This is a genomic window from Hoeflea sp. BAL378, from assembly GCF_000759435.1.
Taxonomy (GTDB): Bacteria; Pseudomonadota; Alphaproteobacteria; order Rhizobiales; family Rhizobiaceae; genus Hoeflea.
In genome coordinates this window covers 73367-88839 of record NZ_JRJG01000016.1, presented here as the reverse complement: position 1 = coordinate 88839, position 15473 = coordinate 73367, and the positions used below count along the sequence as shown (strand labels likewise).

Here is a 15473-nt window from a genome sequence, read left to right as displayed (position 1 = left end):
GCCATGTTGCATGAGAGCATTCGTCCCGGTTCGGAAAAGGCGCGCATCTGGCAGATCTGCGATGAACTCTTCGCCGAGCGGGGCGTGATCCCGACCGGGCGCGAGGTGGCCGACATCTATGTGTCCGAAGGTGGCAACGAAGGGACAGGCTTCACCCAGTATTCCCATTGGAAAAAAGCCCTTGCCGAAGAGCAGGCGACAGGCGCGGGCAAGACGGTGGACCCGATCGAACCGGGCTCGGTCGATTTCAGGGCATTGAACGTCACGGCCGACGGCGCATTGCTGCTGCCCGCAGATATCCGCCGCGCCATGGCGCTGGACAAGGATGGTCGCGTGACGGTGCAGGTCAGGGACGGCGAACTGGTTGTCATCTCGCCCATGGCTGCGGTGCGCCGCTTGCAGAAGAAAGCGCAGGAACTGGGGCCGGGCAGTCGCCTGGCTTCGGACGAACTGATCGCCGAGCGTCGGGCGGAAGCTTTGCGGGAATGAGCGGGACCTTGCTTGATGCATCGGCGGTTCTGGCCCTGGCTTTCAACGAGCCTGGGGCTGAAGTGGTCGTGGCCGCGTTGGGAGAGGCTGCCGTCAGCGCCGTCAATCTGTCAGAGGCTGGTGCCAAGATGATCGACAGGGGATTTGATCCTGACCAGGCCGTTGGATGGCTGATGACGCTGGGCCTGAAAATCGTGGCGTTCGACGCGGCGCATGGGGAGCGGGCGGCGCGCCTTCGCTCGGACAGCAGGCTGAAGAAACTCTCCTTCGCCGACCGCGCCTGCATCGCCACCGCCGCGCTCGAGAACGCGAGAACACTGACCACGGATCGCCACTGGGCCGATCTCGACCTGCCCTGCAAAGTGGAGCTTATTCGCTGATGTCCGTTATCCACTCCAAGATCCAGACCGGCTCGCAAGCCTTCCGCGACAACGCGGCCCGCATGGCCGCGCAGATCGCGCAGGTCGCCGAGGCTGCCGAACTGCACGGGCAGGGCGGCCCGGAAGCCTCGCGGGAGCGCCATGTCGGGCGCGGCAAGCTGTTGCCGCGCGACCGGGTGGCGCATCTCATCGACGGCGATTCGCCGTTTCTGGAGATCGGCCGCTTCGCCGCGCACGGGCTTTACAGCGGCGACATCGCCTCGGCGGGCCTGATCGCCGGGATCGGCCGCGTCAACGGCCGCGACGTGATGGTGGTGTGCAACGACGCCACGGTGAAGGGCGGGACCTATTATCCGCTGACGGTGAAGAAGCACCTGCGCGCCCAGGAAATCGCGCTCGAGAACAACCTGCCGTGCGTCTATCTGGTCGATTCCGGCGGCGCCAACCTGCCCAATCAGGACGAGGTGTTTCCGGATCGCGATCATTTCGGCCGGATCTTCTTCAACCAGGCAACCATGAGCGCGCGCGGCATCGCCCAGATCGCCGTGGTGATGGGGTCGTGCACGGCGGGCGGCGCCTATGTGCCGGCGATGAGCGACGAGACCATCATCGTGCGCGAGCAGGGCACGATCTTTCTCGCCGGCCCGCCGCTGGTCAAGGCCGCCACCGGCGAGGTGGTGAGCGCCGAGGATCTCGGCGGCGGCGACGTGCACACGCGGCTGTCGGGCGTGGCCGATCATCTGGCCGACAATGACGCCCATGCGCTGGAACTGGCGCGCCAGGCGGTGGCCAATCTCAACAACCGGGGCAGGGCCGGGCTCTGCCAGATGGATTGCCTGACGCCCGAGGACCCGCTCTACGACCCGGCCGAGATCGCCGGCATCATCCCCGCCGACACCCGCCAGCCCTACGACATCCGCGAGGTGATCGCCCGCATCGTCGACGGCTCGCGCTTCGACGAGTTCAAGGCGCGCTACGGCGCAACAATCGTCTGCGGCTTCGCCCATGTGATGGGCATGCCGGTGGGCATCGTCGCCAACAATGGCGTGCTGTTTTCCGAAAGCGCGGTCAAGGCCGCCCATTTCATCGAGCTCTGCTCGCAGCGCAAGATCCCGCTCGTCTTCCTGCAGAACATCACCGGCTTCATGGTCGGGCAGAAATACGAGGCCGGCGGCATCGCCAAGGACGGCGCCAAGATGGTGACCGCGGTCGCCACCACCGCCGTGCCGAAGATCACCATGATCGTCGGCGGTTCGTTTGGCGCGGGCAATTACGGCATGTGCGGCCGGGCCTATTCGCCCCGGTTCCTGTGGACCTGGCCCAACAGCCGGATCTCGGTGATGGGCGGCGAACAGGCAGCCGGCGTGCTCGCCACCGTCAAGCGCGACGCCATCGAGCGCAAGGGTGGCACGTGGTCGGCGGCCGACGAGGCCGAGTTCAAGCGCCCGACCATCGAGATGTTCGAGACGCAGTCGCACCCGCTCTACGCATCGGCGCGGCTCTGGGACGACGGCATCATCAACCCGCTGAAATCCCGCGAGATCCTGGCGCTGAGCCTGTCGGCGGCATTGAATGCGCCGGTGGGCGAGACGAAGTTCGGCGTGTTCAGGATGTGACCAATCTCCTCTTCTAAGGGGAGATTGCGCGCTGAAGGCGTCGGTGGACGAAGCGACATTCGGAACAGACAGGATGTTGAACGAACATGACCATCACCAAACCCCTCATCGTCGCCTTGGGGGAGATTGCCTGCTGGTCATTCGCAAGACGCAGAAGATAGGCATAGCTGGAAGGTGTCATCCCTGTGTGCTACATTGTAGCCCAAAGGAGATTTGTGATGGCTGAGAATTCTGTGGTCCGAGCGCGGATCAATGAAAAAATCAAGGAGGAGGCTTCCGTGGTACTGGAAGCGATGGGGCTGACGGTGTCGGAAGCGTTCCGGATGCTTTTGGTGCGGGTGGCGCGCGACAAGGCGCTGCCGTTCGAGCCGCTGGTGCCCAACGCCGCGACGATTGCGGCGATCGAGGCGGCGCGGCGCGGCGAATTCGACAAGGAGTTCGACAGCGTCGCCGCGTTGATGGACGACCTCGGTGCGGCGGATTAAGGCGCTTTCGCAATTCAAGAAGGATTTTCGCCGCGAGCGCTCCGGCCGTCATGGACCGAAACTTGAAATTGAATTGAAGCAGGTGCTTGAGCTTCTTGTGCGGGACGAACAGTTGCCGCGGCATCGGTTCGATCACCCGCTGAAAGGCAAGTGGAGCGATTGCCGCGACTGCCATATCCGGCCTGATCTGGTGCTGATCTACCGGAAACCGGATGACGAGACATTGGAATTGCTGCGGCTTGGGTCGCACAGCGAACTGGGCTGGTAAGGGACGTTAGCATGATCACCAAAATCCTCATCGCCAACCGGGGCGAGATTGCAGCCCGCGTCATCCGCACCGCGCGCAAGATGGGCATCGCCACGGTGGCGGTCTATTCGGAGGCTGACGCCAAGGCGCTGCATGTCGAGATGGCCGACGAGGCGGTGCTGATCGGGCCGGCGCCGGTTTCCGAAAGCTATCTCAAGGGGGAGGCGATCCTCGACGCGGCGCGTCGCACCGGCGCCGATGCGATCCATCCGGGCTACGGCTTCCTGTCGGAAAACCCGGATTTCGTCGAGAAGGTCGAGAAGGCGGGGCTGATCTTCATCGGGCCCTCGGCCAAGGCGATCCGGGCGATGGGGCTCAAGGATGCGGCGAAGGCCTTGATGGAAAAGGCCAAGGTGCCGGTGGTGCCGGGCTATCACGGCGAGGCGCAGGACCTGGTGGTGCTCGCCGGCAAGGCCAACGAGATCGGCTTTCCGGTGCTGATCAAGGCGCGCGCCGGGGGCGGCGGCAAGGGCATGCGCAAGGTCGAGGCCCAGGCCGATTTCGCCGCGGCGCTGTCCTCGGCGCGGCGCGAGGCCAAGGCCTCGTTCGGCGACGACCGGGTGCTGGTGGAAAAATACGTGACCACGCCGCGCCACATCGAGATCCAGGTGTTCGGCGACAGCCACGGCAATGTGGTGCATCTGTTCGAGCGCGACTGCTCGGCCCAGCGCCGCCACCAGAAGGTGATCGAGGAAGCGCCGGCGCCCGACATGCCGGACGAGATGCGTGCCGCCATGGGCGCGGCCGCGGTGCAGGCGGCGAAGGCGATCCATTATGCGGGCGCGGGCACGGTGGAGTTCATCGTCGACGCCAGCGAGGGGCTCAGGCCCGACCGGTTCTGGTTCATGGAGATGAACACGCGGCTGCAGGTCGAGCATCCGGTCACGGAACTCGTCACCGGTCTCGACCTGGTCGAGTGGCAGATCCGGGTGGCGGCGGGCGAGGCCCTGCCGATGCGCCAGGAGGATCTTGCGATTAATGGCCACGCGGTGGAGGCGCGGATCTATGCCGAGGACGCCGGCAAGGGCTTTCTGCCCGCGGTCGGCCGGCTGGTGCATCTGAGATTTCCCGATGGCGACATCCGCGTCGACGCCGGGGTGCGCGAGGGCGACGAGATCACGCCCTTCTACGATCCGATGATCGCCAAGGTGATCGCCCACGGCAAGACCCGCGCCGAGGCGCTGGGCAAGCTCGCGGGCGCGCTCGGCCGCACCGAGATCGCCGGCACGGTGACCAACACGGCGTTCCTGGCCAAGCTCTGCCGCGACGCCGATTTCGCGGCAGGAAGGCTCGACACCGGGCTGATCGACCGCAACCTCGCGAGCCTGACCACGGTCGCGCCCGCGCCCGATTCCATCGTCGCGCTGGCGGCGCTTGCCGCGTCGGGCATGGTGGCCGCCGGGGCTGCTGACGGCGATGTCGCCCGCGCCATCGGCCCCTTCGAGATCTGGGGCACGCCGCGGCGCAGGGTCGTGCTCGAGATCGACGGGGAGCACCGGAGTTTCCGGATCGAGCGCTGCGGCGCGGACCGGTGGCGCGTATCCGGCCCGGGGCTGGAGTCGGGCCTGGACCTGGAAGCGGTGCGGGCTTCGGGCGCCGACTGGTCGTTCCGGGCCGACGGCATAACAAGGCGCTGCCGCCTGGCGCAGTCGGAGCCGAGCGTGGCGGTGTTTCACGAAGGTCTCACCCACCTGTTTGGAAAGCCGCGCGGCAAGCGGACCGACGACAAGGCGGCGGGCGGCGACCAGGTCGTCTCCGCCATGCCGGGCGTGGTCAAGCAGGTGCTGGCGGCCCAGGGCCAGAGCGTCAAATCGGGCGATGCCCTGGTGATCATGGAAGCCATGAAGATGGAAATGACGCTCGCGGCGCCGCGTGACGGTGTGGTGGCCGAGGTGATGGTCGTGGTCGGCGCGCAGGTCAGCGACGGGGTGAGCCTGGTCACGCTCCAGCCCGAGGCGGAAGCCGCCTGAACGACCAGCCCTTCTGGACAAAACGACACCGCGTCTGGCAAATGGCTGCCCGATGCTTGAAGCCCGGCCTAGCGCGCTCCACATTCGCGCGGGGCCCGCAAAACCGACAACAGGATTTTTCATGACCGAAACGCCCGACACCGTGCTTGATTTCTGGTTCAAAGAGCTCACGCCGAAGCAGTGGTTCGTCAAGGACGCGGAGCTCGACAGCACCATCACCCAGCGCTTCGCCGGCCTGCATCTGGCGCTGTCGCGCCATATTCCTCCGGAATGGCGGGCCTCGGCCGAGGCGCGGCTGGCGCTGGTGATCGTGCTCGACCAGTTTCCGCGCAACATGTATCGCGGCTCGCCCCTGGCCTTTGCCACCGACACGCTTGCGCTCAACGCCGCCAAGGCGGCGATCGCGGTCGGCGCCGATGCGGGCGTCAGCGAGCACCGGCGGATCTTCTTCTACCTGCCGTTCGAACACGCCGAGAACCTCGCCGACCAGAACCGCGCCGTGGCGCTGTGCGAGGCGCTGGGCAATGCAGAATATCTCGACTATGCCCGCCAGCATCAGGTTATCATCGAGCGCTTCGGCCGGTTTCCGCACCGCAACCCGATCCTCGGGCGGAGCTCGACGGCGGAGGAGGAGGCCTATCTGGCCGAACCCGGCGCCGGCTTCTAGCCCGCGCGGAGGCTCGCCCCGACAAAGCCGCTGCCGGGCGTCGGTCCGGGGCCCGGGCCTGCTCAAAAAGATTCCGGTTTGGTCCTATATGCGCTACTGCAGGAGTGCCCCGGAGCGGAATCGATTCAGGGTGGAAAATATGCGTCGGAGTCGCGGCGCCGCGGCGCTCCTCCTCGCGGGATGCGGGGCGCGGCCGCGACGGACCGCGGCGGGTGACGGGATAGGTGTTGGATGCGCTTGCAACGGTTGATGGCTGTCGTCCTGGCTGGCCTGGTGATCACGGGATCCGTGGTCCTTGCCCATGCCCAGACGGCGGACGAAACGCCGCTCGCCGAGACCGGGCAAACAACGGCCCCGGCCGCCGCCCTCGACCAGGCCGCGCCCGTGGATATCGCCGCCTCGCCCACGATCGCAGCGGCGGAAGCCAAGCTGGCGGACGCGGAAGCCAATATCACGCGCCTGACCAAACGGGTCGCCGAGAACGCCGAAGACGACAGCGCCCTGGTCGACCTCAAGCTCGAACTTGAGACGCTGGCCCGCGGCATGCTCGACATCGGCGTCTCGCTCAGGCCGCGGCTCACCGAAATCAAGGCGCGCATCGACCAGCTCGGCCCGCCGCCGGCCGCGGACGATCCTCCGGAGCCCGAAGCCGTGGCGGCCGAACGGGCCCGGCTCGCCGCCGAACGGGCGCTGATCAACACGCTCACCGGGCGGGCGGAAAGTGTCACCGTCAGGGCCTCCGACCTCGGCGACAGGATCACCGAGGCGCGCCGCCAGCTCTTCGCCACCACCCTGTTCAAGCGCACCGAGATCGGCCCGTCGATGCTTTCGGAAGCGCTGATCGCCATCGACAGCGAGACCGGCGATTTCGTCCGCACCTACGGATCCTGGGTGAAGTTCGTCTGGGCGTTCAAATGGGAGGCGCTGCTGGGGTGGATCTTCTTTTCGTTGCTCGCCTCGCTGGTGCTGGTGTCGGGCGCCTACAGGCTGTTCGGCGGGCTGATCGCGCGGGATCCCGAAGCCGAGGATCCGCCCTATACCAGCCGGCTGTCGGTGGCGTTCTGGTCGACCATCATCCCGTCGATCGCCATGACGGCGCTGGTCGGCACCGTCTATGTGTTGGGCGGCAGTTTCTCCGTGCTGCGCGCCGACGTGGCCCCGGTGTTCTCCAGCCTGCTCGTGGTCGTCGTCGCCGTGTTCTTCGTGAGCAAGCTCGCCCGCGGCATTCTGGCGCCGAGCATGCCCGCCTGGCGGCTGGTCGACATCTCCAATTCCGGCGCGCGCGTGCTCTATCTGCTGGTGGTCGCGCTGGTGATCGTCAACGGCCTCGACTATGTGACCGGCCGGATCAGCCAGTCGCTCGGCTCCCCCGTGGTGATCACGGTGTTCAACGGGATCGTCTCCGTGTGCCTGATGGCCTTCATCCTCATCGGGATGGCGATGGTCAGGCCGATGCTGCCCCAGTCGAGGGATCCCGCCGAACCCGGCGAGGCCTGGCCGCGGGTGATCCTGATGACGCTGCTGATCGGCGGCTTCGGGCTGCTGGCGACCGTGGCCTTGGGCTATGTCGGGCTGGCGCGCTTCGCCGCGACGCAGATCGTGGTCACCGGCGCGATCCTGACGACCATGTATATCGGCTACCTGTCGGGCAAGGCCATTTCCGAGCCCGGGAAGTTCGGCAACACCGTCATCGGCCGTTGGATCGAGGCCCGGTTCGAACTCGGCCAGGTCGGGCTCGACCAGACCGGCCTTGCCGCGGGGCTGATGATCAATCTCATGGTGCTGCTGCTCGGCGTGCCGCTGATCCTGCTGCAATGGGGCTTCCAGGTCCAGGACATCGAGCTGTGGCTCTACCGGGTCCTGACCGAGATCCGCATCGGCGGCATCACCATCTCGCTGGTCGGCATCTTCTTCGGCATCCTGCTGTTCATCGCCGGCCTGCTGGCGACACGCTGGTTCCAGCGCTGGCTCGACGGCAGCGTGATGTCGCGCGGGCAGATGGATGCGGGCGTGCGCAATTCGATCCGCACCGGCACCGGCTATCTGGGCGTGGCGATAGCGGGGCTGGTGGGCATCTCGGCGGCCGGCATCGACCTGTCGAGCCTGGCGCTGGTCGCCGGCGCGCTGTCGCTCGGCATCGGCTTCGGGCTGCAGAACATCGTCAGCAATTTCGTCTCCGGCCTGATCCTGCTCGCCGAACGGCCGTTCAAGGTCGGCGACTGGGTGGTGACCGGCTCGACCGAGGGCTTCGTCAAGAAGATCTCGGTGCGCGCCACCGAGATCGAGACCTTCTCGCGCCAGACGATCATCGTGCCCAATTCCGAGCTGATCAACGCGCCGGTGGGCAACTGGACCCACCGCAACAGCCTGGGCCGCGTCGACGTGCCGATCGGCGTGAGCTACAGCGCCGACCCGCGCCGGGTGATCGAGGTCCTCACCGAGGTCGCCACCGGCTGCGAGCTGGTGCTCAACAATCCCGCGCCCGTGGTCTATTTCGCGGGATTTGGGGATTCGTCGCTCAATTTCGAGGTCAAGGCGCATCTCGCCGACGTGCTCAGCGGTCTTTCGGCGCGGACCGAACTGCGGCTGCGCATCTTCGAGCGGCTCAAGGCCGAGGGCATCGAGATCCCGTTCCCGCAGCAGGATCTCAACATCAAGTTCGGCGAGGATGGCGGGCCGCTGGCGGAACTGGCGGAGAGACTGACGGCGCATCAGGCGGGGTCCGGCAAGGCAGAGCCGGCGGAGGCCGGGGCAGGGGCTCCGGAAGCCAAGGCCGCGCCGGCCAAGCCGGCCAGGAAGCGGCGGCCGCGCAAGACCGCCCGGGATTCGATCCACGACGAGGCCGGCCTCGATGGCGAGGACGGGGGTGACCGGTGAGGCAAAACCGTTCAGACTGTGTTCAGTTTCGCGGTGCTAGAAAAGCATCCATACCGGGCCAAAACGGCTCGACAGCGTTTTAACAGGGAGCGGCGGAACCGCCGAAGACCGATGAAAACAACTCTTTATGGACTGGCCTTGAGCGTGATGATGGTCGGCGGCGCGGCTGCCGCAAGCGTCACCAACATGGACGCCCAGTCGCAGGTGCTCAGCGTCACCGAGAACGGCGACACGATCGAAGTGGTGGTCGAGGCCGGCGCGACGGTCAGCTTCTGCCCGGCCGGCTGTTTCGTCACCATGCCCTCGGGCGACCGCGAAACCTTCGACGGCAGCGAGACCATCGAGATCGTCAATGGCGGCGCGGTGATCAAGTAACGCATCCGGCCCTGCAAGGCCCACATTGATGCCAACCAGATGAAAACGCGATCCCGACGGGTCGCGTTTTTTATTGTCGGGCCGCCGGCCTCAGCCCGCTTGCGGAAGGGGCAGCCTCAGGCCGCGTTTGAGCGTTTTCAGCGCCACGCTGGTGGTGAATTTGCGGATGTTGCGGTTGTGCTCCATCATCCGTTCCATGAGCGCATCGAAATCCTCGACCGAGCCCGCGACCACGACGAGCATGAGATCGCCGCGGCCGGTCACCTGCCAGGCCTGCTGCACGGAAGGCGTCGCGGCAATCCAGGCCTGCAGCGCCGGCATCAGTTCGGGGCGGTCGCGTTCGAGTTCGAGCTCCACCAGCAGGGTGATCGGGTTGCCGAGCTTCCTCGGATCGAGAACGGCGATGTCGCCGAGGATGATGCGCTGGTCGCGAAGCCGCTGCAGCCGGCGGTGGGTGGCCGATGTCGACAGGCCTGCCGCCTCCGAAAGCGCCTCGATGGTGATCCGCGCGTTGGTCTGCAGCAGATCAAGCAATTTGCGGTCGGCCGCATCGGGCCGATAGGTATCGTGCATGAGAGGCCTCCGGACGCGCGCAAAATCCCGTGGAGCTGATGGAAACGGGAAAATATCCCGGTTGTGCCGGCTAGCCTAGGCGAAATCTTCAGGAGGCCACAGTGACCGCACACAGTTCACCGCAGATCCCCGCCGATCCCCATCCGGCGCACCGGCTCAAGCTCGGCAATATCCGCCGGGCGATCGAGGTGATCGATCCGGTATTCCTCTCTTCGCCGCAATATGGTTGCGAGGCGGTGAGCGAGGCGATCGGCTGCGCCCTCACCCTCAAGCTCGAGACCGCCAATCCGATCCGCAGCTTCAAGGGGCGCGGCGCGAGTTTCCTGATCGCCGAGCGGCTGAGGCGCGGCGAGATCGGCGGACGCGCGCTGGTCGGCGCGAGCGCGGGCAATTGGGGCCAGGCGCTGGCCTATGCCTGCCGCAGCCGCGGCTTGCCGCTGATCCTCTATGCCGCGACCCGGGCCAATCCGCTCAAGGTGGAGCGGATGCGCGCGCTTGGCGCGGAGGTGCGGCTGGCGGGCGATGATTTCGACGCGGCCAAACAGGCAGCCGAGGCCTTCGCGGCGGAGACCGGCGCGATGATGCTGGCAGACGGCCTCGATCCCGAGGCGTCGGAAGGCGCCGGCACGATCGCGCTCGAACTGATGGCGGGGCCGACGCCGCCCGACTGCATCGTCGTGCCGCTCGGCAATGGCGCGATGCTGACCGGCATCGCCCGCTGGGCCAAGGCGGTCAAACCCGCGGTCGAGATCATCGGCGTGCAGGCCACGGGCGCCGATGCGATGGAGAAATCCTGGCGCACGGGGACGCTGGTGTTCCCGCCCACGGTCGCGACCATCGCCGACGGCATCGGCGTCCGGGTGCCGATCGCCGAAGCCGTCGAGGACATGAAAGGCCTGGTCGACGACGTCCATCTGGTCGAGGACGCGGCCCTGATCGAGGCGATGAGGCTGTTTCACGGCAGGGCGGGGCTGGTGGCCGAGCCCTCGGGGGCTGCGGGCCTGGCGGCGATCCTGTCGCGGCCCGAGCTGTTCCGGGGCCGGCGGGTGGCCACCATTCTGTGCGGCGGAAACCTGACGGCGGAGCAGATGCGGACCTGGCTCGGATGACCGGGCCGCACTGCCTGCCGCACCCCCGGCGGATCGCGCTGCGCGGGTGCCGTGGTCCGCTGGTCGTGCAGCATCGAGAGAATGTCGTAGACAGGCATTGGTTTTGGTGCGGCAGATTCTAAATTCCGCCCACAGCGCAATCAGGGTGGAAGACAATGGCAGAGTTTCCGAAGCAGGCGAAGGTCGTCATCATCGGCGTGGGCGGCATCGTCGGCGCCTCGATCGCGCATCATCTGATCGAGCGCGGCTGGGACGACATCGTCGGCATCGACAAGTCCGGCGTGCCCACCGACATCGGCTCGACCGCGCATGCCTCGGACTTCTGCTACACCACAAGCCACGACTATCTGTCGGTCTGGACCACGCAGTACTCGATCGATTTCTTCGAGAAGATGGGCCATTACGCCCGCATCGGCGGGCTGGAGATCGTGCGGGCCGGCGACGACACCTGGATGGAGGAGGTCAAGCGCAAGATTTCCTCCGGCAAGGCCTTCGGCACCCGCGCCAAGCTGATCGGACCCGAGGAAGTGAAGCGGAAGTTCCCGCTGGTCGAGAAGGAGATGGTCGCCGGCGCCCTGTGGGACCCGGATGCCGGTCTGGTGATCCCGCGCTCGCAGACGGTGGCGGGCAAGCTCATCGATGCCGGCGAGAAGTCGGGCAAGCTCACGGTCTTCGCCAACACCGAAGCAAAATCGCTGATCGTCGAAGGCGGCCGCGTCAAGGGCGTCGTCACCCATCGCGGCACGATCATGGCCGACCATGTCGTGGTCTCGGCGGGCCTCTGGGGCCGGCTGATCGCGGAAATGGTCGGCGAGGACCTGCCGGTGATGCCGGTCGACCATCCGCTCACCTTCTTCGGCCCCTACACCGAGTTCGAAGGCACCGGCAAGGAAATCGGCTGGCCGCTGATGCGCGACCAGGGCAACTCCGCCTATATGCGCGACACGGGCGATCCGAAGACCGCCGAGGGCGGCCAGATCGAATGGGGCTACTACGAGACCGACGAGCCGCGGCTCTGCCATCCGCGCGAGATCCTCGAAAAGCACCAGGCGCGGCTGTCGCCCTCGCAGCGCGATCTCGACATGGAGCAGATCATCGCGCCGCTCGAACGCGCCATGGAGCTGACGCCCATCCTCGGCGAACTCGGCTACAACGAGAGCCATTCCTTCAACGGGCTGCTGCAGGTCTCGGCCGCCGGCGGACCGTCCTGCGGCGAAAGCCAGAAGGTGCGCGGCCTGTGGTACTGCGTCGCCATCTGGGTCAAGGACGGCCCCGGCTACGGCAAGCTGATCGCCGACTGGATGACCGACGGGCGCACGGAGATCGACCACAATTCGATCGACTATTCCCGCTTCTATCCGCACCAGCTCACAGAGGCCTTCATCGAGGGTCGCTGCCGCGAGGCGGCGCAGAAGATCTATTTCCCCGCCATCCATCCGCGCGAGCCCTATGCCACCGGCCGCGGCGTCAAGCGCTCGCCGTTCCACGAACGCGAGCTCGAGCTCGGCGGCCATTTCATGGAGCTGGGCGGCTGGGAGCGGGCGCATGGCTACGCCGCCAATGCGCATCTTCTCGAAAAATACGGCGACCGCGTGCCGGTGCGCCGCAACGAATGGGACAACCGCCATTTCTGGCGCGTTTCCAATGCCGAGCACCTGGCGATGAGCGAGGATTGCGGCATCGTCAATCTCAGCCATTTCCACATGGTCGACATCGAAGGCCCCGACCATGTGGCGCTGATGGAATGGCTCTGCGCCGCCAAGATCGGCGGCGACGGCAATATCGGCAAGGGCATCTACACCCATTTCCTCGACGACGAGGGCATGGTGCGGGCCGATTTCACCGTGTTCCGCATGGAAGACCGCTGCCGGCTCGTCAACGGCGCCGACGCCGGCCCGCGCGACTTCCACTACATGAAGCGCGTGGCGGAAGACCGCGGTCTCGACGTCACCATCACCGACGTCTCGGAGAGATTCGTCACCATCGGCATCTGGGGCCCGAACGCACGCGAGACATTGAAGAAGGTCGTCGCCGACCCCGCCGGCCTCGACCACGACAATTTCGCCTTCGCCGCGATCAAGCCGATCGAGATCGGCAGCATCAAGGTCACCGCCTTCCGCATCTCCTATGTCGGCGAGCAGGGCTGGGAGCTGCACATGCGATACGAGGACGGGCTCGCCGTCTGGGACGCGCTGCGCTCGACCGGCGTCATGGCCTTCGGCGTCGAGACCTACGCCAATTCGCGCCGCATGGAGAAGAGCCTCAGGCTGCAGAACGCCGATCTCTTGACCCAGTACAACCTGATCGAGGCCGATCTCGCCCGCCCCAAGGTCAAGGAGGCCGATTTCCGCGGCAAGGACAAGCATCTCGAGTACAAGGCGAGGGAGCACCAGCCGGCGATGCTGTGCACGCTGGTGATGACCGACAATGTCGACGCCAATGGCGTGGCGCGCTATCCCGTCGGCACGCTGCCGGTGCTGGATCCATCCACCGGCGAAACGCTGGTCGACGCCCTCGGCCGCCGCTCCTACACCACCTCGGTCGCCTATGGCCCGACCCTCGGCAAGAACATCATGCTGGCATACCTGCCGTGGGACCAGTGCCAGATGGGGCGCAAGCTCAATGTCGAGTATTTCAGCGAGGTCTACCCGGTGGAAGTGGCGGCGGTGGGCTACAAGCCGCTGTATGACCCGGAGAATTTGAAGCCGCGGAGCTGAGGCGGGGATAAATGGCTCCTTCGTCATGCTCGGGCTTGTCCCGAGCATCTGCAACCGGTTGATTTATCTAGCGTTGTAGATCCTCGGCACAGGGCCGAGGATGACGTGGAGCAAGAGTAAGCGGCTTGTCATCAAACTGGACCCATCGGTCGTGAGGCCGGCGGGTCCTTTGCGTTCAGGCGTCTTGAGGCTCCTCTCTTGATCCCACCATTAAATGTAGCTACATTTAATCATGAAGATTGTTTGGGATGAGCCCAAGCGCCAGGCAAACCTCGAAAAGCACGGATTCGACTTCGCGGATGTCAGCGAACTCGATTGGGACCATGCCATTGTTTTGGACGGCCGGCCGGATGCGGATGGTCGGCGACGGCTGAAGGCGATCGGATATTTCCGGGACGGTACGGCAGCCGTTGTTTTCGCTACGCTCGGATCCGAAGCGATATCGATCGTCAGCTTTCGCCCGGCGAGCGACAAGGAACGAAGGAGGCTTCCATGGCCACCAAAGGCAAGACCCTGAAGACCTTCGAGGCTGGACGCGGTTATGACCGCGAGGACTGGGACGCCGTCGAGTCGCCGGAACTGAGCGACGAAGAGCTGGCGCGGATGCGTCCCGCGCGGGAAGTTCTGCCGCCCGATTTCTTCAAGGCGATGGAGAACCATCGCCGCTCGCGTGGGCGTCCCGCCGTGGCGCATCCGAAAAAGCAGATCACCCTCAGGCTCGATGAGGATGTCATCGCCAAGTTTCGCGAGAGCGGCAGCGGCTGGCAAGGGCGCTTGAACGCGGCACTACGCAAGGCCGTCGGCCTGTGAAGGCGATCTGTCAGCGGTCATGGGGCTGACGCCTTCGCGCTGCCGATGGGGCCGAACAGGCGGATCATAGGCTCACCGAACCCGGCACCAGCCATTCCGGTCCGCATGTCATCCGTCCGTCGGGCAAAGACGCCCGCCCATCTCCTCCCGTGCCGCGCGAAAAACCGGCTTCGGCCGACCCTGCCGCCGTGGTAGACTTGCCACATGGCAGGATGGGTCACGGCGCTTCTCTCAGTTGCGTGTCTGCTTGCGGCCCTTCCGGGCCCGCGGGCGCAGGAGCCTGTCGATGTCTCCCTGGTGCTCGCCATCGACGTGTCGCGCTCGATGTCGCAGCGCGAGCTCGCCATCCAGCGCGAGGGCTATGCGGCGGCGCTCAACCATCCCGACGTGGTCCGCGCCATCGCGCAGGGCGCCTATGGCCGCATCGCCATCACCATGTTCGAATGGGCGGGCAGCGGCTCGATCCGCGAGGTGTTCGACTGGACGCTGGTGGAGACCGCCGCCGACGCCGACCGGCTCTCGGAGATCGTGCTGCAATCGCGACCGATCGGGCAGCAGCGCACCTCGATCTCGGGCGCCATCCGGCATGCCATCGAGCTGCTCGAGATGGCGCCGTTCGAGGGATTCCGCAAGGTCATCGACGTGTCGGGCGACGGCCCCAACAATCATGGCGGACCGGTGCTCGACGCGCGCGCGGAGGCGGTGGCGAGCCGCATCGTCATCAACGGCCTGCCGCTGATGACCAGCGACGGGCCGGGCGGCGGCTTCAACATCTCCGATCTCGACGCCTATTACGCGGACTGCGTGATCGGCGGGCCGGGCAGTTTCCTGGTGCCGGTCAGGAGCTGGGACCAGTTCCCCGAGGCGATCCGGCGCAAGCTGATCCTCGAGATAGGCAGCCTGCCGCCCGAAACCAAGGCCGGCATCGTCCCGGCGCAGGGCTTGCCGGGACAGGCGCTGCGGCCGTCGGGCGAGCCCTATGACTGCCTCGTGGGCGAAAAGATCTGGGAGCAGCGGCGCTGGATGTTCGACGATCCCTGACGCAGGACCCGCCGCGACGGGTGACGGGTCGCGGAAATTCCTGCCGGTGACCGGCCC

15 protein-coding genes are annotated in these 15473 nt (G+C 66.2%); 14 read left to right on the top strand and 1 reads right to left on the bottom strand.

Features of this window, described 5'->3' with window-relative positions; genetic code table 11:
- Positions 1–3: 3 nt before the first annotated feature.
- From LL06_RS26305 to LL06_RS05440, 9 genes are all read left to right on the top strand, one after another.
- On the top strand, positions 4–489 hold the full coding sequence (locus LL06_RS26305) for a hypothetical protein (RefSeq protein ID WP_052161233.1): 486 nt from the start codon (positions 4–6) through the stop codon (positions 487–489).
- Complete coding sequence (locus LL06_RS05475) at positions 486–869, top strand: type II toxin-antitoxin system VapC family toxin (protein WP_035523306.1); 384 nt, start codon at positions 486–488, stop codon at positions 867–869. Before LL06_RS26305 ends, LL06_RS05475 begins: the two co-directional genes overlap by 4 nt.
- Positions 869–2485 carry a carboxyl transferase domain-containing protein gene (locus LL06_RS05470; protein ID WP_035523303.1) on the top strand — a complete coding sequence of 539 codons (1617 nt, stop codon included), beginning with the start codon at positions 869–871 and terminating at the stop codon, positions 2483–2485. Before LL06_RS05475 ends, LL06_RS05470 begins: the two co-directional genes overlap by 1 nt.
- A 218-nt stretch (positions 2486–2703) precedes the next feature.
- The gene (locus LL06_RS05465; RefSeq protein WP_035523300.1) at positions 2704–2970 is read left to right on the top strand and encodes a type II toxin-antitoxin system RelB/DinJ family antitoxin; all 267 of its coding nucleotides are present in this window, start codon (positions 2704–2706) and stop codon (positions 2968–2970) included.
- Positions 2957–3238, top strand: a complete 282-nt coding sequence (locus tag LL06_RS05460) for a type II toxin-antitoxin system YafQ family toxin (RefSeq protein ID WP_035523299.1) — start codon at positions 2957–2959, stop codon at positions 3236–3238. The genes LL06_RS05465 and LL06_RS05460 overlap by 14 nt, the downstream gene beginning before the upstream one ends.
- Positions 3239–3249: 11 nt before the next feature.
- A complete protein-coding gene (locus LL06_RS05455) occupies positions 3250–5247 on the top strand; it encodes an acetyl/propionyl/methylcrotonyl-CoA carboxylase subunit alpha (protein ID WP_035523296.1) in 1998 nt (665 codons plus the stop codon).
- A gap of 121 nt (positions 5248–5368) precedes the next feature.
- Positions 5369–5914: a DUF924 family protein gene (locus tag LL06_RS05450; RefSeq protein ID WP_035523294.1), complete on the top strand. Its 546-nt coding sequence runs from the start codon at positions 5369–5371 to the stop codon at positions 5912–5914.
- 249 nt (positions 5915–6163) lie between these two features.
- A complete protein-coding gene (locus LL06_RS05445; protein ID WP_244447055.1) occupies positions 6164–8791 on the top strand; it encodes a mechanosensitive ion channel domain-containing protein in 2628 nt (875 codons plus the stop codon).
- 111 nt (positions 8792–8902) lie between these two features.
- Complete coding sequence (locus tag LL06_RS05440) at positions 8903–9166, top strand: hypothetical protein (protein ID WP_035523289.1); 264 nt, start codon at positions 8903–8905, stop codon at positions 9164–9166.
- 90 nt (positions 9167–9256) lie between these two features.
- Here LL06_RS05440 and LL06_RS05435 read toward each other — a convergent pair whose 3' ends face one another.
- The gene (locus tag LL06_RS05435) at positions 9257–9739 is read right to left on the bottom strand and encodes an Lrp/AsnC family transcriptional regulator (protein WP_035523287.1); all 483 of its coding nucleotides are present in this window, start codon (positions 9737–9739) and stop codon (positions 9257–9259) included.
- Between the two features lie 101 nt (positions 9740–9840).
- On the opposite strand from LL06_RS05435, the gene LL06_RS05430 reads away from it, so the two are divergent.
- The 5 genes from LL06_RS05430 to LL06_RS05410 all read left to right on the top strand — a co-directional run bounded on the left by LL06_RS05430 (position 9841) and on the right by LL06_RS05410 (position 15416).
- Positions 9841–10848 (top strand): threonine/serine dehydratase, encoded by a 1008-nt coding sequence (locus tag LL06_RS05430; RefSeq protein ID WP_244447054.1) that lies wholly within the window; start codon positions 9841–9843, stop codon positions 10846–10848.
- A 155-nt stretch (positions 10849–11003) separates the two neighbouring features.
- On the top strand, positions 11004–13565 hold the full coding sequence (locus tag LL06_RS05425; protein ID WP_035523285.1) for an FAD-dependent oxidoreductase: 2562 nt from the start codon (positions 11004–11006) through the stop codon (positions 13563–13565).
- A 232-nt stretch (positions 13566–13797) separates the two neighbouring features.
- Positions 13798–14082, top strand: a complete 285-nt coding sequence (locus LL06_RS26800; protein WP_081963670.1) for a BrnT family toxin — start codon at positions 13798–13800, stop codon at positions 14080–14082.
- On the top strand, positions 14058–14375 hold the full coding sequence (locus LL06_RS05420) for a BrnA antitoxin family protein (protein WP_035523282.1): 318 nt from the start codon (positions 14058–14060) through the stop codon (positions 14373–14375). The genes LL06_RS26800 and LL06_RS05420 overlap by 25 nt, the downstream gene beginning before the upstream one ends.
- Before the next feature lie 204 nt (positions 14376–14579).
- Positions 14580–15416 carry a DUF1194 domain-containing protein gene (locus LL06_RS05410; protein WP_035523276.1) on the top strand — a complete coding sequence of 279 codons (837 nt, stop codon included), beginning with the start codon at positions 14580–14582 and terminating at the stop codon, positions 15414–15416.
- Positions 15417–15473 lie beyond the last annotated feature (57 nt).